Annotated in this window: 24 protein-coding genes; 18 read left to right on the top strand and 6 right to left on the bottom strand. The window is 49.3% G+C overall.

Annotation, left to right across the window (positions count from 1 at the left end; all coding sequences use genetic code 11):
• The first annotated feature begins 13 nt into the window (after positions 1-13).
• The 4 genes from ACTHTG_RS06115 to ubiE are packed head-to-tail and all read left to right on the top strand — an operon-like array spanning position 14 to position 1833.
• Complete coding sequence (locus ACTHTG_RS06115; RefSeq protein ID WP_107810353.1) at positions 14-247, top strand: cytochrome b6; 234 nt, start codon at positions 14-16, stop codon at positions 245-247.
• Position 248: 1 nt separating this feature from the next.
• Complete coding sequence (locus ACTHTG_RS06110) at positions 249-680, top strand: gamma-butyrobetaine hydroxylase-like domain-containing protein (RefSeq protein ID WP_107696901.1); 432 nt, start codon at positions 249-251, stop codon at positions 678-680.
• Positions 681-700: 20 nt separating this feature from the next.
• Positions 701-1066 carry an MBL fold metallo-hydrolase gene (locus tag ACTHTG_RS06105; RefSeq protein ID WP_440360589.1) on the top strand — a complete coding sequence of 122 codons (366 nt, stop codon included), beginning with the start codon at positions 701-703 and terminating at the stop codon, positions 1064-1066.
• Between the two features lie 29 nt (positions 1067-1095).
• Positions 1096-1833, top strand: coding sequence for a bifunctional demethylmenaquinone methyltransferase/2-methoxy-6-polyprenyl-1,4-benzoquinol methylase UbiE (ubiE, locus tag ACTHTG_RS06100; RefSeq protein ID WP_004519946.1), 738 nt, complete (start codon positions 1096-1098; stop codon positions 1831-1833).
• Positions 1834-1999: 166 nt separating this feature from the next.
• Here ubiE and ACTHTG_RS06095 read toward each other — a convergent pair whose 3' ends face one another.
• Entirely contained in the window at positions 2000-3130 is a 1131-nt protein-coding gene (locus tag ACTHTG_RS06095) for a polyamine ABC transporter substrate-binding protein (RefSeq protein WP_070461746.1), read from the bottom strand.
• Between the two features lie 250 nt (positions 3131-3380).
• Here ACTHTG_RS06095 and alaS point away from each other — a divergent pair, with 250 nt between their 5' ends.
• The 3 genes from alaS (at position 3381) to ACTHTG_RS06080 (ending at position 7608) form a co-directional block, all read left to right on the top strand.
• Positions 3381-6275: an alanine--tRNA ligase gene (gene alaS / locus ACTHTG_RS06090; RefSeq protein WP_440360590.1), complete on the top strand. Its 2895-nt coding sequence runs from the start codon at positions 3381-3383 to the stop codon at positions 6273-6275.
• A 163-nt stretch (positions 6276-6438) separates the two neighbouring features.
• The gene (locus ACTHTG_RS06085) at positions 6439-6702 is read left to right on the top strand and encodes a hypothetical protein (protein ID WP_049351259.1); all 264 of its coding nucleotides are present in this window, start codon (positions 6439-6441) and stop codon (positions 6700-6702) included.
• On the top strand, positions 6703-7608 hold the full coding sequence (locus tag ACTHTG_RS06080; RefSeq protein ID WP_070849820.1) for a TIR domain-containing protein: 906 nt from the start codon (positions 6703-6705) through the stop codon (positions 7606-7608).
• Between the two features lie 63 nt (positions 7609-7671).
• Here ACTHTG_RS06080 and ACTHTG_RS06075 read toward each other — a convergent pair whose 3' ends face one another.
• From ACTHTG_RS06075 to ACTHTG_RS06060, 4 genes are all read right to left on the bottom strand, one after another.
• Positions 7672-7914: a hypothetical protein gene (locus ACTHTG_RS06075; RefSeq protein WP_440362640.1), complete on the bottom strand. Its 243-nt coding sequence runs from the start codon at positions 7912-7914 to the stop codon at positions 7672-7674.
• 90 nt (positions 7915-8004) lie between these two features.
• Positions 8005-8862 carry a CAF17-like 4Fe-4S cluster assembly/insertion protein YgfZ gene (gene ygfZ / locus ACTHTG_RS06070; protein WP_107791828.1) on the bottom strand — a complete coding sequence of 286 codons (858 nt, stop codon included), beginning with the start codon at positions 8860-8862 and terminating at the stop codon, positions 8005-8007.
• Positions 8863-8984: 122 nt separating this feature from the next.
• Positions 8985-9548 carry a peptidylprolyl isomerase gene (locus tag ACTHTG_RS06065; protein WP_070608800.1) on the bottom strand — a complete coding sequence of 188 codons (564 nt, stop codon included), beginning with the start codon at positions 9546-9548 and terminating at the stop codon, positions 8985-8987.
• 199 nt (positions 9549-9747) lie between these two features.
• Entirely contained in the window at positions 9748-11970 is a 2223-nt protein-coding gene (locus tag ACTHTG_RS06060; protein WP_440360591.1) for a TonB-dependent receptor, read from the bottom strand.
• Between the two features lie 234 nt (positions 11971-12204).
• Between ACTHTG_RS06060 and ACTHTG_RS06055 the strand changes: the two genes are divergently transcribed.
• The 11 genes from ACTHTG_RS06055 to ACTHTG_RS06005 all read left to right on the top strand — a co-directional run bounded on the left by ACTHTG_RS06055 (position 12205) and on the right by ACTHTG_RS06005 (position 22231).
• Complete coding sequence (locus tag ACTHTG_RS06055) at positions 12205-13971, top strand: ABC transporter ATP-binding protein/permease (RefSeq protein WP_308538489.1); 1767 nt, start codon at positions 12205-12207, stop codon at positions 13969-13971.
• Positions 13972-14117: 146 nt separating this feature from the next.
• Positions 14118-14843, top strand: a complete 726-nt coding sequence (locus tag ACTHTG_RS06050; RefSeq protein ID WP_440360592.1) for a glycosyltransferase family 2 protein — start codon at positions 14118-14120, stop codon at positions 14841-14843.
• Positions 14844-14847: 4 nt separating this feature from the next.
• The gene (locus tag ACTHTG_RS06045) at positions 14848-15777 is read left to right on the top strand and encodes an LpxL/LpxP family acyltransferase (protein ID WP_440360593.1); all 930 of its coding nucleotides are present in this window, start codon (positions 14848-14850) and stop codon (positions 15775-15777) included.
• Positions 15778-15803: 26 nt separating this feature from the next.
• Complete coding sequence (locus ACTHTG_RS06040) at positions 15804-16241, top strand: acyl-CoA thioesterase (RefSeq protein WP_308538492.1); 438 nt, start codon at positions 15804-15806, stop codon at positions 16239-16241.
• 103 nt (positions 16242-16344) lie between these two features.
• Positions 16345-17724 (top strand): MATE family efflux transporter, encoded by a 1380-nt coding sequence (locus ACTHTG_RS06035; RefSeq protein ID WP_308538493.1) that lies wholly within the window; start codon positions 16345-16347, stop codon positions 17722-17724.
• Positions 17725-17794: 70 nt separating this feature from the next.
• Positions 17795-18835 (top strand): UDP-N-acetylmuramate dehydrogenase, encoded by a 1041-nt coding sequence (gene murB / locus ACTHTG_RS06030; RefSeq protein WP_308538494.1) that lies wholly within the window; start codon positions 17795-17797, stop codon positions 18833-18835.
• Positions 18836-18853: 18 nt separating this feature from the next.
• A complete protein-coding gene (locus tag ACTHTG_RS06025) occupies positions 18854-19495 on the top strand; it encodes a TetR/AcrR family transcriptional regulator (protein WP_004519965.1) in 642 nt (213 codons plus the stop codon).
• 89 nt (positions 19496-19584) lie between these two features.
• Positions 19585-20358, top strand: a complete 774-nt coding sequence (locus ACTHTG_RS06020; RefSeq protein WP_308538495.1) for an SDR family NAD(P)-dependent oxidoreductase — start codon at positions 19585-19587, stop codon at positions 20356-20358.
• 50 nt (positions 20359-20408) lie between these two features.
• Entirely contained in the window at positions 20409-20981 is a 573-nt protein-coding gene (locus ACTHTG_RS06015; RefSeq protein ID WP_004519967.1) for a ubiquinone biosynthesis accessory factor UbiJ, read from the top strand.
• 27 nt (positions 20982-21008) lie between these two features.
• Positions 21009-21899 carry an NAD(+) kinase gene (locus ACTHTG_RS06010; protein WP_036491160.1) on the top strand — a complete coding sequence of 297 codons (891 nt, stop codon included), beginning with the start codon at positions 21009-21011 and terminating at the stop codon, positions 21897-21899.
• Positions 21900-21925: 26 nt separating this feature from the next.
• On the top strand, positions 21926-22231 hold the full coding sequence (locus ACTHTG_RS06005) for a hypothetical protein (RefSeq protein ID WP_003746349.1): 306 nt from the start codon (positions 21926-21928) through the stop codon (positions 22229-22231).
• A 98-nt stretch (positions 22232-22329) separates the two neighbouring features.
• On the opposite strand, the gene ACTHTG_RS06000 is transcribed toward ACTHTG_RS06005, so the two are convergent.
• Complete coding sequence (locus ACTHTG_RS06000) at positions 22330-23463, bottom strand: AAA family ATPase (protein ID WP_004519969.1); 1134 nt, start codon at positions 23461-23463, stop codon at positions 22330-22332.
• Positions 23464-23473 lie beyond the last annotated feature (10 nt).

Here is a 23473-nt window from a genome sequence, read left to right as displayed (position 1 = left end):
CAAGCTATCCAATATGACCAAACATCCGCAAACAGCAGCCAATACCCGCTATGCCTTTGCCAGCATTGTCGCCATGTTGGCCGCGTTTTTACTGTTCGTGGCCGTGATGTTGCTGCCTTTGGGGCTGACGGCGGACACCCAAGTGAGCCTGATACGGTTTTCACTCTACGCAATCGTGTTATTTGCCGTACTTGGCGGTATTTTTTCTGTACGCGTTGCCTATTTGCGTAAAAAGAACGGAGCATGACATGACCCAAGCCGATAAAATCCCACAAGAAATCCGCCTCCAGCAAGAGCGGCGCGTACTAACTTTGGTCTATGTTGACGGTGCCAAGAGCCTTCCTGCCGAATACCTGCGCGTGTACTCGCCCAGCGCGGAAGTGCGCGGACACGGTCCAGGTCAAGATGTTTTGCAAACAGGCAAAGCCGAAGTCAGCATTACCGATTTAGACCCCGTCGGCCAATACGCCTTGAAAATTACTTTTTCAGACGGCCACGACAGCGGCCTTTACGACTGGGACTATCTCTACCGACTAGCGCACAATCAAGACTCGCTTTGGCAAGACTATCTCGACCGCCTCGAAAAAGCCGGCGCGTCCAGAACACCAAGTGCCGAAGATTTGAAACCCAAACACACGCATTCCTGCGGTAGCAGCGGTTGCGGCGGAAAGGCCGTCTGAAAAAAGGCGAGTCCGTAACATTGGACGAAGGCAGAATCATTGACGGCAAAGCGTTCCTCTCCCCACCAAAAAAAGGACGGGTAGTGGCTATCTTCGGCGATACCAAAGCCTGTCCGCAGGCAGTACGCGCCGCACAAAACGCAGACGTTTTGGCGCATGAAGCAACCTTTGCGGCAAACGATGAAGAGACAGCGGAACGAGTGTTCCAATCAACCGTATCCGATGCTGCCAAGCTGGCTTTGCAAGCCAATGTGAAACAACTCTACCTGACCCACATCAGCGCACGTCATACCGAAGAAGAGCAACGCCTGATGCTGGAGCAGCAGGCACAAACTATATTTCCCGCGTCGAAAGTGGTTGGCGATTTCGACGTATTCAATATCTGAATCCGTATTATTTTAAGAAGGCAGACACTATGAGCGACCACAAAACCCATTTCGGCTTCTCTACCGTTGATGAAGACGAAAAAGCAGGCAAAGTTGCCGAAGTCTTCCACTCCGTGGCAAAAAACTACGACATTATGAATGACGTAATGTCCGGCGGTCTGCACCGTGTTTGGAAACATTTCACCATCAATACCGCCCGCCTGAAAAAAGGCGACAAAGTATTGGACATCGCCGGCGGCACAGGCGATTTGTCCCGAGGCTGGGCAAAACGCGTGGGCAAAGAAGGCGAAGTTTGGCTGACAGACATCAATTCCTCCATGCTGACGGTCGGCCGCGACCGCCTGCTCAACGAAGGCATGATTCTGCCCGTATCGTTGGCAGACGCTGAAAAATTGCCATTCCCCGACAACTATTTCAATCTGGTTTCCGTCGCGTTCGGCCTGCGCAACATGACGCACAAAGATGCCGCGCTGAAAGAAATGTACCGAGTATTGAAACCGGGCGGCACCCTGCTGGTGTTGGAATTCTCCAAAGTGTACAAACCTTTGGAAGGCGTGTACGACCTCTACTCTTTCAAACTGTTGCCGATTATGGGCAAACTGATTGCCAAAGATGCCGACAGCTACCAATACCTCGCCGAGTCTATCCGTATGCACCCCGACCAAGAAACCTTAAAGCAAATGATGCTGGATGCAGGCTTTGACAGCGTGGATTACCACAACATGAGCGCAGGCATCGTTGCACTGCATAAAGGCGTGAAATTCTAAGACCGTCTGAAACAAACACAAAGGGCGTGATTGATATACACGCCCTTTGTTTTTAAACCTTACCCAAGCCAAGCTAATACAAACCAAAGGCCGTCTGAACAGCCGTAAAACGAAATCAAGGATTTCGGTTACACCATTCAGACGGCCTTAATACGTTTAAATCAGCTTATGTCCCTGCTTTCACGCTTTGCCATTGACGGACCATAAATTTCAATGCCGCCGGCTGGATAGGTACCATGATAAAGCTGTTTTTCAAATCCTCCTCGGTTGGGAAAATCGTATTGTCGTTTCTAAACTCTTCATCCATCAGCTCCTGAGCCGGTTTGCTGGATGGCGCATAAGTAACAAAATTGCCGTTTTTCGCCGCAACTTCAGGATCTAAGAAATCATTGATATACGCATGGGCATTGGCCACATGTTTAGCATCTTTCGGAATCACAAACGAGTCTACCCAAATTCCCACGCCCTCTTTCGGCATCATCACACGGATTTTTTCTTTGCCGCCTGCTTCTTCGGCACGGCGTTTGGCAATATTCAAATCGCCGCCGAAGCCAATCGTTACGCAAGTATCGCCGCGCGCCAAATCATCGATAAAACCGGACGAGGTAAAACGCTTGATGTACGGACGGTTTTTCTTCAAGACTTCTGTAGCCGCCTTAATATCCGCCGTTTCGCTGCTGTTTGGATTTTTACCCATATAGTTCAATACCATAGGATAAATCTCCGCTGCGCTGTCCAAATAGCTGATGCCGCATTGCTTGAGTTTGGACGTGTATTCGGGGTTAAACACCAAATCCCATTGATTGTCCGGCAGCTGATCCGTGCCCAAAGCCTTTTTCACACGCTCGGTATTGATAGCGAAGGTGTTAGTACCCCAATAAAACGGAACGGCATATTCGTGGTTCGGATCAACGCCTTCCATCAGTTTCATCAACTGAGGATTCAAGTTTTTATAGTTGGGAATCAGGGATTTGTCGATTTTCTGATACGCACCTGCCTTAATCTGCCTACCGACAAACGCATTGGAAGGACCTACGATGTCGTAACCCGACTTGCCGGTCAACACCTTGCTCTCCAGCGTTTCATCGCTGTCATATACATCGTAAGTTACTGCGATACCGTGTTTTTTCTCAAACGCGGCAACCGTCTCGGGATCAACATATTCCGACCAGTTGTAAATGCTCAATACCTTTTGATTATCGGTTTGAGCCGCCTTGTCGGCAGAAGTTTTGTCCGAGCCGCCGCAGCCGGCCAGTGCCAGCGCAGTCAGTACGATAAGGGGCAGATGTTTGGTCATTATCATTCCTTGCGTATCCGGTTGAAAATAGAGAGGCATTATAAAGCAGGCAAGCCCGAGCGGATAGGCTTCATTGTTAAAAGATATCGTCCCGCTTAAGGCCGTCTGAAAGACAGATTGCAATCAACTTAAAACCTTTCTGCCGATAGCTTGAAATATGGTTTTGCGGTAAGATAACGCCCATTCGTTTTTAATCGCAACGCGCCGTCCGGGCCGTCTGAAATCCTTGTAAAAAATTTATCGAGACATTATGAAAACCACCGAACTACGCCAAAAATTCCTGAAATTTTTCGAATCTAAAGGCCACACCATCGTCCGCTCCTCCTCGCTCGTGCCACACGACGACCCGACCCTGCTGTTTACCAACGCAGGCATGAACCAATTTAAAGACGTATTCCTCGGCTTTGACAAACGCCCCTACAACCGCGCCACTACCGCGCAAAAATGCGTACGCGCAGGCGGCAAACACAACGACTTGGAAAACGTCGGCTACACTGCCCGTCACCATACCTTCTTTGAAATGATGGGCAACTTCTCCTTCGGCGACTACTTCAAACGCGACGCGATCCACTTCGCTTGGGAATTCCTGACTTCCCCCGAATGGTTGAACATCCCTAAAGACAAACTGTTGGCGACCGTTTACGCAGAAGACGACGAAGCCTACAACATCTGGTTGAACGAAATCGGCATGCCTGCCGAGCGTATCGTCCGCATCGGCGACAACAAAGGCGCGAAATACGCGTCTGACAACTTCTGGCAAATGGGCGACACCGGCCCTTGCGGCCCTTGCTCCGAAATTTTCTACGACCACGGCGAAGAAATCTGGGGTGGCATTCCGGGCAGCCCTGAAGAAGACGGCGACCGCTGGATCGAAATTTGGAACTGCGTATTTATGCAGTTCAACCGCGACGAACAAGGCAATATGAATCCGCTGCCTAAACCATCCGTTGATACCGGCATGGGCTTGGAACGTATGGCCGCCGTCATGCAGCATGTCCACAGCAACTACGAAATCGACCTGTTCCAAGACCTGCTCAAAGCCGTTGCCCGCGAAACCGGCGCGCCGTTCAGCATGGAAGAACCAAGCCTGAAAGTCATCGCCGACCACATCCGCTCCTGCTCCTTCCTGATTGCAGACGGCGTGATGCCGTCCAACGAAGGCCGCGGCTATGTACTGCGTCGCATCGTCCGCCGCGCCGTACGCCACGGTTACAAACTCGGTCAGAAACAAGCGTTTTTCTACAAACTCGTGCCCGACTTGGTGAAAGTAATGGGTGATGCTTATCCTGAGTTGAAAGAGAAGCAGACGCAGATTATGGAAGCCCTGCGCGCGGAAGAGAGCCGTTTCGGCGAAACGCTGGAAAAAGGCATGGGCTTGTTCAATCAAGTGTTCAACGGCATGAAATTCTTGAAACTGGAAAGCCTGCTGCCGCAAGATGGTGCGGGCAAACCACTGGCATTGAAAACCGCAGAGGGTGTGGAATTCACCGCCGCCTCCCGTGCCGCTTCAGGCAAAAAGCAAATCGTTATCCGTCCCCAAGTTTCAGGTAGCCTGAACGAAGGCATGTATATCGATTTGCAGGCTGCTTTGGAAACCGCCCATATTCCCGACGCGGAAAAACCGTTTGCCGAAGCCTTAAATGCCTATTTGATGGACAACATCGCCAACAGCAAACTCGTTATCGGTGGTGAACACATCTTCAAACTCTACGACACCTACGGCTTCCCTTACGACCTGACTGCCGACATGGCGCGCGAATTGGGCATCGATTTGGATGAAGAAGGCTTCAACCGCGAAATGGATGCACAACGCGCACGCGCACGCGCCGCACAAAGCTTCAAAGCCAACGCCCAACTGCCTTACGAAGGTCAAGACACCGAGTTTAAAGGTTATAGCGAACGCCAAACCGAATCCAAAGTCCTCGCCCTCTACAAAGACGGCGAGCAAGTCAACGAATTGAACGAAGGCGACGAAGGTGCCATCGTTATCGACTTTACCCCGTTCTATGCAGAATCCGGCGGCCAAGTCGGCGACGTCGGCTATATCTTTGCAGGCGAAAACCGCTTTGAAGTACGCGATACCCAAAAAATCAAAGCGGCTGTATTCGGCCAATTCGGCGTACAAACTTCAGGCCGTCTGAAAGTCGGCGACAGCGTTACCGCCAAAGTGGATGACGAAATCCGCAATGCCAATATGCGCAACCACAGCGCGACCCACTTGATGCACAAAGCCCTGCGCGATGTATTGGGTGAACACGTTGAACAAAAAGGCTCTTTGGTTACCGCCGAATCCACCCGTTTCGACATTTCCCATCCTCAAGCGGTCACTGCCGAAGAAATCGCCGAAGTAGAACGCCGCGTCAACGAAGCCATTTTGGCCAACGTTGCCGTCAATGCCGCCATTATGAGCATGGAAGATGCCCAAAAGACCGGCGCCATGATGCTCTTCGGCGAAAAATACGGCGACGAAGTACGCGTACTGCAAATGGGCGGTTTCTCAACCGAATTGTGCGGCGGTACACACGTTTCACGCACCGGCGACATCGGCCTCTTCAAAATCATCAGCGAAGGCGGTATTGCCGCAGGCGTGCGCCGTATCGAAGCCATCACCGGCCTGAACGCACTCAAATGGGCGCAAGATCAAGAACGCTTGGTTAAAGACATTATTGCCGAAACCAAAGCCCAAACCGAAAAAGACGTACTGGCGAAAATTCAAGCAGGCGCGGCACACGCCAAAGCATTGGAAAAAGAATTGGCACGCGCCAAAGCCGAACTCGCCGTCCATGCAGGCGCCAAACTCTTGGACGATGCAAAAGACCTGGGCGCAGCCAAACTCGTTGCTGCCCAAATCGAAGCCGACGCAGCCGCCCTGCGCGAAATCGTGACCGACTTGACCGGTAAATCAGAACAAGCCATCGTATTGCTCGCCGCAGTCAACGACGGCAAAGTTTCCCTGTGCGCAGGCGTATCCAAACCGTTGACTGCCAAAGTCAAAGCAGGCGATCTGGTCAAATTTGCAGCCGAACAAGTCGGCGGCAAAGGCGGCGGCAGACCGGATTTGGCACAGGCAGGCGGCAGCGATGCGGAGAAACTGCCCGCGATGATTGAGAGTGTGAAAGACTGGGTCGGCGCGAAGCTGGCTTGATGTGGAAAGGCCGTCTGAAACGTGTTTTCAGACGGCCTTTGCCAACTATCTAGCCGTAGATTGGGTCTCGATCCAACAGATTTTGTGAAATATAAGAATGTTGGGGCATGCTCCAACCTTATATATCCTATAATCATTATATTTTTAACTCAAAGGATTTGAAATGAAATCTCTTTTGAAAAATCTCAATAAGCTAGAACTGATACTTAACGAATTAGAGGCGCAACCAATTAATCTTAAATTTGATCCATTTGACCCTTTGAGTATTGAATCAGCCATTCAGGAATATAATTATGGTCTTGATTCAATAGCAGGAGATGAAATTAATAATCCAATAATTTCTTCGCTATTAGAGGGACTCAAGGAAAATGCACGTAGTGAAATTATTAGGGAAGCAGCCGAAGCACGACTCAAAAAAGGTGAATAAATGGGATTAGATATTTTTGAAGAAATTAATAATGCTATATTGGACTTGCAATCATCGGAACTGCAAACTTTTGAATGGTCATTAAAAAGGTTAAACGAACTATTAAATGATGAAGTTTTAAAAGTTCACAACGATGAGCTAACAGAAAATTTAAACTTAGAAAAACTTCTAGAAGATAGCTCTAACACAGGTGGTAGTTTTGTTGGTAGCTCAAAATTATTGTTACCAACAGATATGAAAGAAAGATTGGGCTATATTATTTTGCTGGTAAATTGGTTATCTAATGATACCAACGAAGTACTTGATTTTTGCCATCACTATTTCTATAGCGGCAATAAAATTATTGCAGGAATTCATAGCTTTAATAGGCAGGTATTAATACCATTTGCTCGAGATTATAAAAATTACATCACAAGGAAAGGGGCTAATATGGAAGTAAAGAACTCATCAATAGTATCTAATAACGTATTTATAGTGCATGGGAGAGATGATTTATTAAAAGTAGAAGTGGCAAGACTTATTGAAAAACTAGGTTTATCCGCAATAATTCTACATGAGCAACCAAACTCAGGAAAAACTATTATTGAAAAAATTGAAGAATATACGAATGTTGGATTTGGAATTGTTCTATATACACCCTGTGATATTGGTGGTCAAAAGTTAAGTAATTTAGATACCGATTTAAAACCAAGAGCCAGACAAAATGTTGTTTTTGAACATGGTTATCTTATAGGGAAACTAGGAAGAAATAAAGTGTGTGCATTGGTTAAAGAAGAGGTTGAATTTCCATCAGATATTAGTGGTGTCGTATACCAGAAAGTAGATGACGCGGGAGGATGGAAGTTAAAATTAGCTATCGAATTGAAACAAGCAGGATATTCCATTGATCTAAATATACTGTGTTAGCAGCAGTAGGTCGGGCATGAATGCCCGACCTACAAATCCAAGTTTTCCAACTAATCGTCAGTTTTAAATCTTTGTAAGGCCGTCTGAAAACCCAAACCCCGTTTTCAGCAAGCCGTAGCCCGCACCCCTGTCAACCGCGTGCGTGGCTAGACCACACACCCTACCACTGCGGGCGACGCAAACCTTAAGATTGAGGTGTAGGGTGTGTGCGGTACGCACGCACGCGGTTTTTGTTGCTACCGAATGATTCCAAACCATGCCGTAATCCAGTCGGCAGCAAACGCAGCTTGGGTCATGTACCAACAAAACTCAATATCAAAGGCCGTCTGAATTTCAGACGGCCTTTCTGTTTTCATTTCAAGCTGATATTTAAGCTTTTTGTTCAATCATCTAACATCAATCTTTCTCTACCGTAAAAAACAGTTCTTCCTGTTTCAAAGCATTGCCGTCTGCATCGGTCAATGCTGCTTCCGTTACGGAAAACTTGATAACGGCGAGGCTGAGGCTGCCTTGCTCTGTGAGTGCAGTATTAAGAATAACGCCTGCTTCTTCCTCGCCGACTTTGACGGCAATACCGGCGGCTTCTAAAGAATCGCCGCTTAATACGGCCAGACCGCGTTTGACTTGGCCTCGGTATTGGGCGCGGGCGATGATTTCTTGGCCGGGGTAGCAGCCTTTACGGAAATGGACTGCGCCGATGATATGTTGGTTGAGCATTTGGGCAACAGCCGCTTCTTTGGTTGCGGCGCAAATCCACGGATAGCCGCTGCGGATTTCGTGCAGGTTCCACGCGTTTTCGGCTCCTGCTTGATATTCGGCTGCATTTTCAGCTACTGAAATTTTCAGACGGCCTGTGTGCGGCAAGGCAATTTCTACGGTGTTTTCTTGAATTTGGGCTGGGAAAGACAGTTGCGGTTCGGCAGCAGGATGAGGTTCTGCATCGTCTGCCAACTCGCCGCTGACTACTAAATCAGGCATCAGCTCGAAGACGACTTTTGCACGCAAGACAAACATTCTCAGGCGTTTGACGATGGCTTCGGTCAAATCTTGAGCCATGACCAACAGTAAATCTTCTCCGCGATTGACGACCAGCATATTCGCCAATACACGGCCTTTAGGCGTATTGTATGTGGCATAACATGCCTGACCGATAGCTAAATTATTAATATCGTTGGATAATTGACCATGAAGAAATGAAGCTCTGTCTTCGCCGCTGACACGGACAACGCCGAAAAAAGGCAGGCGGGTTTGCATAATCGACTCCTTAAATTGTAGATGCTGAATTATCGCCCAAATTGCCGCTTATTATCAAATAAATAAATTCAGGCCGTCTGAATGTTTCAGACGGCCTGTTGTTTGGATTCAAACAATCAAAATTATTTGATGCTGACTTTGCGGATAATCACGGCTTCGGTTGGAACGTCTTGATGATAGCCACGTGTCGCTGTTTTCACTTTGCTGATTTTACGGACCACGTCCATGCCGGAAGTGACTTTACCGAAAACGGCATAGCCGTAGCCTTGAGGGGTTTTGCTTTTGAAATTCAAAAAGTCGTTGTTGGCTGTATTGATAAAAAACTGGCTGGTTGCTGAATTCGGATCGCCGGTGCGCGCCATGGCGATGGTACCGACATTATTTTTCAAGCCGTTGTATGCTTCATTGGTGATGGCTTTATCGGTAGATTTTTGTACCATATTCTCGGTAAATCCGCCGCCTTGAATCATAAAATTGTCGATAACGCGGTGGAAAATCGTGTTGTCGTAAAAACCTTTTTTGGCGTAATTGACAAAGTTTGCCACGGTTTTCGGCGCTTTGACTTCATCCAGCTCCAGTTGGATGTTGCCCATATTGGTTTCAATCACTGCATGGGTAACTGCTTGTGCTTGTACGGAAAGTGAGAGTGCAAGGGCGCACAGGGTCAGTTTGATGGATTTTTTCATATGTCTTCTCGAATGATGTATTGTGAAAATGGAATATTAACCTTGTTTCGCGTGAAATCCATAAAAAACATGTAAGATTTTTCAAGCAAAAAACATAAGGCAATCAAATCAGGCCGTCTGAAAAGGGATAAAAACCAAATTCTTGCTCTTTATCATTCCCTTTCAGACGGCCTGCTATTACGGTCAAACCGAAATCAGATTAGAAATCCAATTCCGCTTTTAGCCAATAAGTACGCGGCATGCCGACAACGGCGAAGCTGCGGTCGTATTGGCCGCGCTGTACCTGCCAGTAGTTTTTGTTGAACAGGTTTTCTACCGAGCTGCTGACGGTCAACGTATTTTTGCCGAGCTTGGTTTTGTAGCGCGCGCCTATGTCAACCAAAGTGTAGGACGGGAAGGCGTATTGTTTTTGCGTGTCTTGGTAAGACTTGCCGAAGTACGAAACGTTGCCGTTCAGGGTCAAGCCTTTGGCAAACGGGGTGTCCCATTCCACGCCTGCTTTGGCAATCACGCGCGGGTTGGCGACTTGTACGCCGTTAACTAAATTGTCGGCGAAATTCGGATAATCTTTTACGGTTGATTGCAGATACATCAGACCGAAAGTCGGACGCAGGGTTTTGTTCAACAAGTTGGCATAGGTATTGAACTCGATACCGCGGCTGCGTTCTATGCCTTGCTCCGAACCGCTATAAGCCAAGCCTGCATTTTTGCGCGCTGCGAAATCAGTTCCTGAAGTCGTGTTGCCGCGCCAGTAGCCCGGGCGTTTGATTTGGAACGCGTTTAAAGTGGTGACAAAGTCGCCCCAGTTTTTGCGTACGCCGACTTCAAATTGGCGGCTGACGCGCGGATCTGCCATCGTTACATGACCGTCGTCATCAGTACGAATGTCGGACGGCTCCAAATCTTCCATATAGTTTCCGTAAACCACCAAATCGGGCTGCGGAACCCATGCTGCCATCAACATCGGGCTGAAACGGCTCGCATCTGCTTTGCGGCCGTTTAATTTGTTTTTCTGCTCGACGGCTTGGAAACGCCCGCCTAAAGTGAGGCGGTATTTGTTGTCGGCAAAACCAAGTGTGTCGGAAACTGCCAAACTGTTTACTTTGATCACGGTATCCAATGAAGGGGTTGGGTTCCACGCGCTGCCTAAGTTGGAATCCAATTTTGCCAATTGAGTAGGAATGTCGATGCTCGGATCGATAACGCTGCTTCTTGTTTGACGTGCGCCTTGATAAGTAGTGCGTTTGCGGTCGATGCGGTCAAATGCGGTACTCCAGTTGTGGCTTACCGGACCGGTTTCAAATTCGCCGCGTGCAGTCAGATTCATACTGAGCGTTTTAAAACGCTGGTCGGTCAAACGCGCGCGACCTGAATTGTAGGTCAAACCGCTGCTTGTAACGGTAGGAGAGGCGAAATTGCCATAATAGCGCGCATTGTTATAACCAATACCGCCTGTAATTTGGGCATTTTCAAACGCATCCCATTCAAAAGTCAGCATATTGGTCTGACCGCGCGTGTTTTGAGCCTGCCAGCTCGGCGCCAAATTCACTTTGCCTTCAGGTGCGTCAAACAAGCGGCCGTTGGCGTTTTGAATGTCCTGCATACGCGCGCGACCGCCGTTGGTTTTGCGTTTTGCGTAGATGGAATCGAACGCCACGCGCACTTTTTCGCCGCGATAGTCGGCATTCAAAGCAAATTCTTTGTTGTCTTCGCTGTAACCGTGACGCGGAGTGTCGCCGTGGCGCAGTTTACCATTGGCGCGCACGCCGAATTCTTTGTTTTCGCCGAAGCGTTGACCTAAATCGAACGTACCTTGGGCGCGGTTGTTGCTGAACCAGCCCAAACCGATTTTACGGTTACCTTCGTCTGCGGCTTTTTTGGTTTCGATGTTGACGGAACCGGATACCGCGCCTTCAGGGTCCATGCCGTTTACGGCGGTGGACGCGCCTTTAATCAGTTGTGCGGAGCCGACTTGCACGCTGGCCGTGCCTTGCGTGCCGTACATACCTGCCAAACCGTTGACGCTGAATTGGCGTGCATCAAGCTGATAACCGCGGAAATACAGGCCGGTCAATGTGTTGCTTTCGCCGCCGAACTGCCAAACGGAAGCGTCTTTTTTCGCTACGGCATCCACCAAAGTACGCGCTTCGGTGTTGTTGAGGGCTTGTTCGTCGTAGTTGACGACGGTAATCGGCGCGGTAAAAGCGTTGGCTTTACCCAATACGCCCAAGTTCACACGGTCACGTAAGTCGCCGTCGCTGGCAATAGAATAAGAGCGTGCGGCCTTCACGCGTTTAGCGTCGGCATGGACTTTGACTTCCTGCAACTGCTGTTGCACAGGGGTTTCGGGTGTTGCTTCATCGGCGGCATAAGAAAATGCGCTCATAATCAAAAGCGGCATCAGGGCTAATTTGCTGTTCATAAAATACCTTCTGGTTTGAAATATTAATAATTCTTATATCGAGTAAAAAATTACAAAGTAATTTGGTTTTGCGATTATATTTGATAAGATTTCCGCTTTCCATAAAAACAAATAAGAACCGTTTGTAAACACAAAAAATACAACAGTTCAGAAAACTATTATTACAGTTACCATAGTCAAATAAATTTGCCGTCCTTTCAGACGGCCTTTACGACCCTTTCAGAGAATACATCCATGCAAAAATGGCAAACCGAGCTTTATTCCTCACCGTCTTGGCTGGTGCAGACCTTGTTGATGGTCGCCGCAGCTTCGGCGGTGATTCTGTTTTTTGCACGCAACACGCGCTTCGGGCGCGAGTTCAGCTATATCCTGCGCCTGTGCCTGACGCCGAAAAGTGCAGTTAAAGTATTGCTGCTGATTACGGTGATGATTACGCTGCTGTTAACCGAAGTACGGCTGAATGTGTTGAGTACCTTTATGTCCAAAGGGCTTTACGACTCGATGCAAGATTTGAATGCCTCCGCGTTTTGGATGTTTGCAGCGATGAATGCAGGCGTGGTGTTGATACGGGCGTTTAACAACGTCGTCAACGACTTTCTCGATCAAGGTTTGGCGATTAAATGGTCGGAGCGGCTCAATGAAGTTTTGACTTCACGCTGGCTTGCCGACAAAAACTACTACCGCCTGCAAATGCGCCGTCATGCGCCAGACAATATCGACCAGCGTATCCAACAAGATGCGCAGGATTTCATCGCCTCGACCATAGAATTTGTGCGCGGCATGGTCAACTCGGTCGTTACCTCGCTGGAATTTGCCGTTGTTTTATGGGGCTTGGCGGGCATTCTGACCGTGTTCGGCTTCGATATTCCGCACGGCATCGTTTGGTTTGTGTATATGTTCGTGATTTTGGCGACCTTTATCGCTATGTGGATAGGCAACCCTTTAATTCGTTACAACTATGAAAACGAAAAGCTCAACGGCGACTACCGTTATTCCCTCATCCGCGTGCGCGACCACGCCGAAAGCGTGGCGTTTTACAGCGGCGAAAAACACGAACACGACCAGCTTTCCGACCGTTTTAAAGCCATTATCCGCAACCGTTGGCGCATTGCGCGGCAAAGCGTCTGCCTGAGCGGCTTTAACGATATGTTCACCAACGGCATCAAACTCTTCCCGATTATTTTGCAAGCTCCACGCCTGTTTGCCGGACAAATCAAAATCGGCGACATCCAGCAGACCGTCCAAGCCTTCGCACGACTGCAAAACGCGCTGTCTTTCTTCCGGATGTTCTACAACAAATTCACCGCATACCGCGCCCGATTGGAGCGTCTGTACGGCTTTTTGCTGAGTACGGAAGAAAAACACACCGCACGACAACCCGACCTTACCGAAGTTTCAGACGGCCTGATCTTAGAAAACGTTGCCCTATACCGTCACAACGGCGAAGTTTTATTAGACGGTATCAATATTAACCTCAAAAGCGGCAATTCCCTGCTGATACGCGGCCCGAGCGGTTGCGGCAAAACTTCGTTGCTGCGCACGCTGGCAGGGCTTTGGCCTTTCGGCAGCAGCGGTAAAGTCAGCCATCCGCCGCATCAAGACATCCTCTTCCTGCCGCAACGCCCGTACACAGCGCAAGGCAGCCTGCGCGATGCGATTTGTTATCCCGACATCGACAAACAACATCCCGAGTTAGCCGAAGCCATGAATACCTGCCGATTAGGTTATCTGGTCGATAAATTAGATAAAACCGATGACTGGCAGCACAAACTCTCCCCGGGCGAACTGCAACGCGTCGCCTTCGTCCGTGCCCTGCTCTCGCAGCCCAAAGTCATCCTGCTCGACGAAGCCACCGCCGCCTTGGACGAACCGACCGAAGCCATGCTCTACCGTGCCTTAAAACAAAAACTGCCCGACAGCATCATCATCAGCATCGGCCACCGCAGCACGCTCAACGAATTCCATGATTTATGCCTCGATGTCGGTCATGTACAATGCTGAATTAATGGCATACCAAAGGCCGTCTGAAACAGTGAAAAACGAAATCTAACGATTTTGTCATCGCCGTTTCAGACGGCCTTTTCAAACGCTATGGCATGTTTATTTGCTATACTCTGCATTGTGTTAACGTCGTCTAAAAAATATTTATGAAAACCCTGGCCCTTATTCCACATTACAACCACCCGACCACCATCAGCCACGTTGCCCAAACCATGCGTGGCTTTGGTTTAAACGTTTTAATTGTGGACGACGGTTCACGCGAAGAATGCAAACCTGTATTGCAGGCTTTGGTTTCAGAAGGTATTAATGTCCTTTATCGCCCCATCAACGGCGGCAAAGGCGCAGCAGTCAAAACCGGTTTGGAATACGCTCAAGAACATGGCTATACCCACGTTTTGCAGGTTGATGCAGACGGCCAGCATTGCTTAAGCGACACTCCCAAACTCCTCGCCGCAGCAGAACAAAATCCCGAAGCCGTTGTTTGCGGCTGGCCGCAATACGGCAATGATGCGCCCAAAGCACGGCTTTACGGACGCAAAATTACCGATTTCTGGAACATGCTGCACACTTGGTCATGCGACATCAAAGACGGTATGTGTGGCTTCCGCCTCTATCCGCTTGCACCCGCGCTGTCCGTCGTCCGCGAAGAAACCGTAGGCGACCGTATGGACTTCGACACGGAAATCCTTATCCGCCTGTACTGGCGCGACGTCAAACCGGTTTGGATTAAAACGCCCGTCCAATACGCCGCCGACGGCGTGTCACACTTCGATGCCTTTGCCGACAATGTCCGCATCAGCAAAATGCACACACGGCTATTTTTCGGTATGTTGAAACACCGATTGGGTAAAGTTTTTGGAAAGGCCGTCTGAAACCATGACCAACAATAAACAAACCCATTGGGCGGCGCAGCCCGAACGCGGCAGCCGCCTGTTTCTCGCTCTGACCACATTGATGGTGCGCTATCTGCCGGCTTTTTTCATGAGGCCGTGCATTTGGTTTGTGGTGCTGTATTTTTATGCAACCGCGCCCAAACCGCGCCGTCATGTTTTACGCTATCAAACCCGTCTTCAGACGGCCTTTCCCCATACCGTCCTGCCGAAACACAGCGTATTCAAACAATTCATCGCATTTGGCGAAGCGGTTTGCGACCGTTTTGCCGTGTGGCAACGCAAAATCCGTTATGAAGATTTGGTGATTGAAGATCCGGACGATATCTATTCGCAAGTCAAGCGCAACGAACGCGGCCAGATTTTTGCCTGTTCGCACTTAGGCAATACCGAAGTTTGCCGTGCGCTGGTGTCGCACCATAAAAATTTCAGACTCAATGTATTGGTACACAGCAAACACGCGCAGGCATTTAACGAGGCATTGCAAAAAGCCGGCGCAGAACATATCCGCCTGATTCAGGTGACAGATTTGGACACCACCCTGATGATGGAATTGAACCGCCGTATCGAAGACGGCGAATGGATTGCCATTGCGGCCGACCGTGTGCCTGTACGCGGTGAGAAAACCGCCGACATTAATTTCTTAGGCCACACGGCCCCTATGCCGCAAGGCGCATGGCTATTGGCTTCGCTTTTAAAAACGCAAGTAAACACGCTGTTTTGCGTCAAACAAAACGGCCGCCATCATTTGAAACTGCGCCGCTTTACCGATACTTCCAGCTGGAAACGCGGCAACCGCGAGGCTGCCGTCAAAGACGCGATGCAGCGTTTTGCCGACATTTTGGCGCAAGAATGTGCGCAAAATCCGCTACAATGGTTCAATTTTTATGATTTTTGGGGCGAAGACGCCGTTTGAAACCATCACACTCACTCTTTTAAACCATGAAAAAACACATCTACTGCCAACACAGCTTTGAAACCGAAGTTCCTTTTTTTGACGTAGATGCCATGCACATCGTGTGGCACGGCAACTATGTCAAATACCTTGAAACCGCACGTTGTGCTTTTTTGTCTTCCATCGGTTACGACTACAACGAAATGGGACGGCAGGGGTACAGCTGGCCGATTGTGCAGATGAACCTCAAATACATCCGCCCTGCCCGTTTCGGCCAAAAAATCCGCGTTGATATGGACATCGTCGAGATCGAAAGCTGCCTGCGTATCGATTACACCATTTACGATGCCGAAACCAACGAAAAACTAACCCGCGCTTCGACTACCCAAGCCGCAGTATCGCTTTCAGACGGCCTGATGCAGTTTCAAACGCCGGACAGCTGGTTGGAAGCAGTAAAAAGACATCCGACATTTAAGTCCGTCTGAAAAATTTAGCGATTAAACAACATATTGCCTACTTATCAGCATTACCCTTTATAATTTTACGTTTCTGTTTCAGACGGCCTTTATCCTCAATCCACACACACTTATGCTACTGAACCTCAACCGCTTTGCCTTTCCTGTTTTCTTAAAAGAAACCCGCCTGCTTACCGCCCTCGCCCTGCCTATGCTGTTGGCCCAAGTGGCGCAAGTGGGTATTGGTTTTGTCGATACGGTGATGGCCGGTGGCGCAGGTAAGGAAGATTTGGCTGCGGTGGCCTTGGGCAGCAGCGCATTCTCGACGATTTACATTACCTTTATGGGCGTGATGGCGGCGTTGAACCCGATGATTGCCCAGTTGTACGGCGCGGGTAAAACCGAAGAAGTCGGCAAAACAGGAATGCAGGGCATTTGGTTTGGCTTATGTTTGGGTCTATTCGGCATGCTGTTGATGTGGACGATGATTACGCCGTTCCGTCATTGGCTGACATTGAACGATTATGTCGAAGACACGATGGCGCAATATATGTTCTTCACCAGTTTGGCAATGCCGGCCGCCATGATACACCGAGCCCTGCACGCCTATGCCTCCAGCTTGAACCGTCCGCGCGTAATTATGTTGGTCAGCTTCGCGGCATTTGTGTTGAATGTGCCGCTGAACTATGTGTTCGTTTACGGCAAATTCGGTATGCCTGCTTTAGGCGGCGCAGGTTGCGGCGTGGCAACGGCGGCGGTATTTTGGTTCAGCGCATTGGCTTTGTGGCTTTATATCGCCAAAGAAAAATTCTTCCGTCCGTTTGGTTTGACGGCAAAAATCGGCAAACCTGATTTGGCGGCTTTCAAACAGATTTGGAAAATCGGCGCACCCATCGGCTTGTCTTATTTTTTAGAAGCCAGCGCGTTTTCGTTTATCGTCTTTTTGGTGGCGCCATTCGGCGAAGATTATGTCGCCGCCCAACAAGTCGTCATCAGCCTGTCGGGCATTTTGTATATGGTTCCGCAAAGCGTCGGCTCGGCAAGCACGGTACGCGTTGGCTTTTCGCTCGGACGGCGCGATTTTTTGCGGGCGCGTTATATTTCAGGCGTGTCTCTGGTGTTGGGCTGGGTACTTGCCACCTGTACCGCGCTGCTCTTGGTCATCTTTCGCTTTCAGTTGGCCGGGATGTACACCAACGATGCGGCAGTATTGGGCATTGCCGCGACCGTTTTATTTTTCGCCTCCCTATTCCAACTGGCAGACGCTACCCAATGTATCGCTTCATATGCGCTGCGCGGCTATAAAGTGACCAAAATGCCGATGTTCATCCATGCCGTGGCTTTCTGGGGTTGCGGCCTGTTGCCCGGCTACCTGCTTGCCTATCATGCCGATATGGGCATTTACGGCTTCTGGACTGCGCTGACCGTTTCACTGACGATTGCCGCCATTGCATTGGTATGGTGCTTGGAGCTTTGTAGTAAAGAAATGGTCAAATCGCATAAGGCCGTCTGAATAATACAAGCAGTCTTTCCCCACTGACTACGCCATTTAATCAACGAATTCCTATTTTAAAGTTAAACCCATGCAACCCATCCAATACCAAACCGACCTTACCCCTTACAACACTTTCGGCCTGAAAGCCCAAGCCAAAGCATTTGTTGCACTCAAACACGCCGACGAGTTGTGCGACATCGTCCGGCTGCTCGAGTTCGACCGAGATACTGTTTTATGGCTCGGCGGCGGCAGCAATATCCTTTTGATGGAGGACTATGCCGGTCTGGTTGTGCATATGGAAAACAAGGGAATACGCGAAATTGAGCGTTCAGATGGCCTGGTTTATATCGAAGCTCAAGCCGGGGAAATTTGGCATGATTTTGTTTTGCATACGGTTGGACTGGGTTTAAGCGGACTGGAAAACCTCAGCCTGATTCCAGGCACAGTCGGCGCGTCTCCGGTACAAAACATCGGTGCATATGGTGTTGAAGCGAAAGATGTTATCCATAGCGTACGCTGCTTTGATTTGGATACGAAAACCTTTGTCGAGCTTTCCAATGCCGACTGTGACTTTGCCTATCGTGAAAGCCTGTTCAAACAGGAAGGCAAAGGCCGTTATGTGATTGTTTCGGTTGTATTCGCGTTAAAAGAGCATTTTGTGCCGAACTTGGGCTATGGCGATTTGGCGGCAGCGGTTGCCGAACTAAGCCAAGACCGCGAGGCAACGGCTAAAGATGTTTCCGATGCAGTGTGTGCAATCCGCAACAGTAAACTGCCTAATCCTAACGTGCTTGGTAATGTCGGAAGTTTCTTTAAAAACCCTGTTGTCAGCGCTGAAAAAGCGGCCGATTTGTTGCAACAATACCCCAATATGCCACGCTATCCGCAGCCTGACGGTTCGGTCAAACTCGCGGCCGGCTGGCTGATTGACCAATGCCGTCTGAAAGGTCATCAGATCGGCGGTGCGGCTGTGCATGACAGACAGGCTTTGGTTTTGGTGAATAAAAACAATGCGTCCGCTCAAGATGTCCACCAGCTGGCACAATATGTTTGTAATACAGTATTTACTCAATTTCAGGTAGAATTACACGCAGAACCCAACTGGCTGCCGACTTCATACAGCCTATAAAACAAAGGAGTGTATTCCATGCCGCGCATTGCTAAAGTCAACACTTACACACGAATCATCAATGCCAGCCTCGCCTTGTTCAACGAAGAAGGCGAGCGCAATATTAGCACCAACCATATTGCCGCCCACTTAGGCATCAGCCCGGGCAACCTCTACTACCATTTCCGCAACAAAGACGAAATCATCGTCCAATTGTTCAAACGTTACAGCGAGGCCCTGCTTGTCTACCTTAACGAAGCTGTGTTGCCGTCTAATGTTGAAGACTCCATCAACTACATGGCCGGTATTTATGATGTGATGTGGGAATACCGCTTCCTTTTCAGCGATGTGAACACCCTGCTTGCCCGCAGTGCCGAATTATTGGGCGAACACAATACCTTTACCCAAGCCAAAGTTTCCCCGCTGTTGGTCAACCTGCTGACCCAGCTCAACGGTCTGAACATCATCAGCGCAGACCAAACCGCCATGAATGACCTTGCCGTCAATATGTGGATGGTGACGAAATACTGGTTCGACTTCGACAGCTCCCTGCGCGGTCGCGCCAAGTTGACTGAAGATTCCAAAGTACGGGGCATCAGCCGCACACTCAGCCTGTTGCGCCCTTACCTGCTGCCGGAACACCGTGCCGAATTCGACCAAAAAATCGGCAGCAACCATTAATTTTTCCATACAAAGGCCGTCTGAAAACGTGGCTTTAACCAAGTTAAAGCTATTTTCAGACGGCCTGTTAATTTTCGGATGCTTTATTTATGCACCTTCCCGATATTTCCATTCTCGGCTTAGGCTATCTCGGCCTGCCGCTGGCGCAAAAATTTTATGAGCAAGGCAGTCAGGTAGCCGCCATCAAACGCAATCTGACCTCCGACGACATCAATTTGCCGATTGAACTCGACATCATCGATTTGAATCAAGACGATATTTTTTACAGTTCGACCTTATGGCAAAACCATATCAACAAGCCGACATGGTTTTGCCTGCTTCCGCCTTCATCATTAAACCATTACGCCGATACCTTAAAAAAATGGATTCAACTTGCCGAGCAATCTAAGGTACAACACATCATCTTTACCAGCAGCACCAGCGTGTATGGCGACCAAGCACGCATATGCGATGAAAGCACGCCGCCCGATCCGCAAACCGAATCTGCCCGTCAAATCCTCGTAGTCGAGCAAGCCCTGCTTGAAAGCGCCGTCCCCCATATCGATATACTGCGACTGGGCGGGCTTTACTCTGCCGACCGTCATCCCGTTACCAAGCTGGTTCAGAAAACACGCATTCAAGGCGGCAATCAACCCGTCAATATTCTTCATAAGGATCTTGCCGTCCAAGTCCTTTTTCAAACGGCCTGCCAAGCTGACGGCAAGCGTATCCGCAATATTGTCGAACCCCGCCACCCAAGCCGGGCCGAATTTTATACTGCCGAAGCGGCCAAACTCGGGCTACCGGCTCCTGATTTCATCGTTGATGACAAAAGCAACGGCAAAATTGTAAATACCGTTTGCGCAGACGGGCTAAGCCTGTAAAATTGCGACTCAACCCATTAATCCGTTTCAGACGGCATTTAGAGTAAACCATGTCCGCCCTATTTCCCCTTATCAACCACCTGATACAGCAAAATCCAGAGCAACAGCGCGAGCTGTCTGAATTTGCAGGCAGCATCATCTGCATCAGCCTGACCGGTTTCAGACTGACCGGACGCATCAGCGAACAAGGTTTTCTTGAAACCGCAAATGAAACCGCCGACACCAACATCACATTCCACAACAGCGCCATCCAAAAAATCCTCCAAGGCGGCCAGCCCGGCGTGGGCGACATCAGCCTCGAAGGCGACTTGGTCTTGGGCATGTCCGTCCTTCCTATTTTGGGTGGACTGCGCTATTATCCGAGCGAAGATTTGGCGCGTGTATTCGGTCATGTGGCCGCAGAAAGTATCAGCTCGCGCGCCGGCGACATCGGCCGCACCATGAAAAAAATCGGCAAAAGCATTGCCGAGCAAATCAGCGACTTTTCACGCGAACCCGAATCCCCTGTTATCGACCAAGCCACGCTTGCCGCATGGTTGGAAGAAGTGGACAAACTGCGTGACGACGTTGCCCGCCTAAACGAACGCCTCGATCGCCTCGAGCGCGATATCTGGATAGATTAGACACTTAATTTCAGACGGCCTACTATCATGAAAAGCCCATTTAAAAACATCGGTATCGTTACACGTCCCAATACGCCCGAAATTCAAGATACCGTCCACACATTGGTTTCTTTTCTGCGCGAAAACGGCTTCACCATCTATCTGGATGAATTGAGCGTAGAAGAACACTGCGTCTATATCCAAGATTCCGCCTACTGCGAAACCGTAAACAAAGCCCAACTGGGCAAATATTGCGACCTCGTCATTGTGCTCGGCGGCGACGGTACCTTCCTCTCCGCTGCCCGCGAAGTTGCTCCGCGCGCCGTTCCTATCATCGGCATCAATCAAGGCCACTTAGGCTTTCTCACCCAAATCTCACGCGACACCATGGTTGAGGGTATCCGCCCCGTACTGGAAGGCAAATATCTGCCCGAAGAGCGCATCCTCATTGAAGCCAGTATCATTCGTGACGGCGAAACCATCGAACGCGCCCTAGCCCTCAACGACACCGTACTGTCTCGTGGCGGTGCAGGCCAAATGATTGAATTTGAAGTATTTATCAATCAAGAATTTGTCTATACCCAACGTTCGGACGGCCTGATTATTTCCACGCCGACAGGTTCGACCGCTTATGCACTTGCCGCCGGCGGCCCCATCATGCAAGCCGGTCTGCACGCCTTCACGCTTGTGCCTATCTGTCCGCAATCCATGACCAACCGCCCGATTGCCATCTCCGACACCAGCGTAATCGAAATCCTCATTACCAAAAGCGGCGACGCACGCGCACATTTTGACGGACAATCCCATATCGACGTGCAAAACTTCGACCGCATCATCATTCGCCGCTATCACAATCCCTTGCGCGTCCTCCATCCCACCGATTACCAATACTTCAAAACCCTGCGCCAAAAGCTGCATTGGGGCGAACAATTGATTTAAACACCACTTCAATAAATAGGCTTACCATGAAAACCATTTCCCAAACCTTAATCATCGCGCTGTGCGCCCTTTCCTCCCTCTCCGTCTCCGCACACGGCATGCACAAAAGCAAACCCTTGTCCTTTGAAGAATTGCCGAAAATCTGCCAGCAATACTTTACCCGTGCGGATGCGTGTTACCAAAAAGCAGGCGATAAAGCATCGTTCCAACGTGACAACACAAAATACCTGCGCCAAATCCTGCCTGCTGCCGACGTAGGCCAACGTGAACGCATGTGCCAAATTGCCATGGATACATTCGCTGAAAAAACAAAAGGCTTAAATTGCGAATAAAGACCTTCCCCTTAGCTCTAGTAATTTTAATTTCATAAAAAGGCCGTCTGAAACATTAGATTGTTTCAGACGGCCTACTTACAAAAACCCTTTACTTTTTAAGAAGAGACCACAAAATCTACCGTATGCGCTTCACTGTAATCAGGGATTTCCAGCTTTTCTATCATGCGGTGCAACACATCATTCGGAACAGAATGTTCGCGGTTACGGTTTTGCGATAGTAATTGCGTGTAAGGCACTTCCAAATAAATGAGATGCACACGTGCGCCGTAATCGGCAAACATCGGCAGCCATTTACTGCGCAAGTCGCGGTTGAGATTGGTCGCATTGAAGACAAATGACGTACGGGCTCGCAGGTATTCTTTTGCCTGCTCTTTACCCAAACGCACTGCTTCGGCGGTATGTTTGGAATCTGCGGGATTGAGTTTACGCTCACGGCGAATCTCATCGAGCGACAGCATAGGTAAATGGGCAAGATGTTGCCTGATGTAGCTGTCTTTGCCGCTACCTGCTATGGCGCACATGGCGTACACCTCAAAGGTCTGATCATCAAATGGCTGATAATCCGGCATTTCGCTACGGCCGTTAAGATAGAGATAGCGTCCGTAATCGCTGGCGAACGTACGTGCCTTACCCCAACAAGCATTTTCTTCACAGAGTTCACGAAACAAATCAACGCGCAGCAAAATATCCTGTTGGTCGCAACATATACGACCCAGGACATCGGCTTTAGCCAGCATGGCAAGATGTGCAGTGTTAACCTGCAAACTGGCCGCTATGACAGCTCGATCAGGATTAGGCTTGTTAATTGCCCATAAAGGCAATCCGTGCAAGCGCACAAGTTTGGCGATTGCTTCTCTTACGGCAAATGGAGCGGCAAATTCGGTATACAGTAAAGTACGGGCAGTATGCTCGCCTTTTTTTGCGTGATGCGGCGAAACGATACGCTCTTTACCGTTTTCTATTTCACGCTTGGTCGTACTGCGTTTTTCCACATCATGCAGTATGGCGGCAGCAAACAGAATATGTTGCTCCTGTTCATCAAGCGCTTGAAACTCGGGCAGTTGTAAAAGGGCTTCGCACACCATTTTGGTATGCGTAAATACATCGCCTTCAGCATGCCACTCAGGGTCTTGCAGAACATCCTTCATATCGGCAAACCAGCTGAAACGACGTTCTAAGGCTTGCCAATCAGGAAGTTGACCGGGTATGTAATCTGGGAATGTCCACATAATTGTCTTT

Source organism: Neisseria sp. P0017.S009 (genome assembly GCF_051957375.1).
Lineage (GTDB): Bacteria > Pseudomonadota > Gammaproteobacteria > Burkholderiales > Neisseriaceae > Neisseria > Neisseria perflava.
This window is presented reverse-complemented; position numbering and strand designations above follow the sequence as displayed.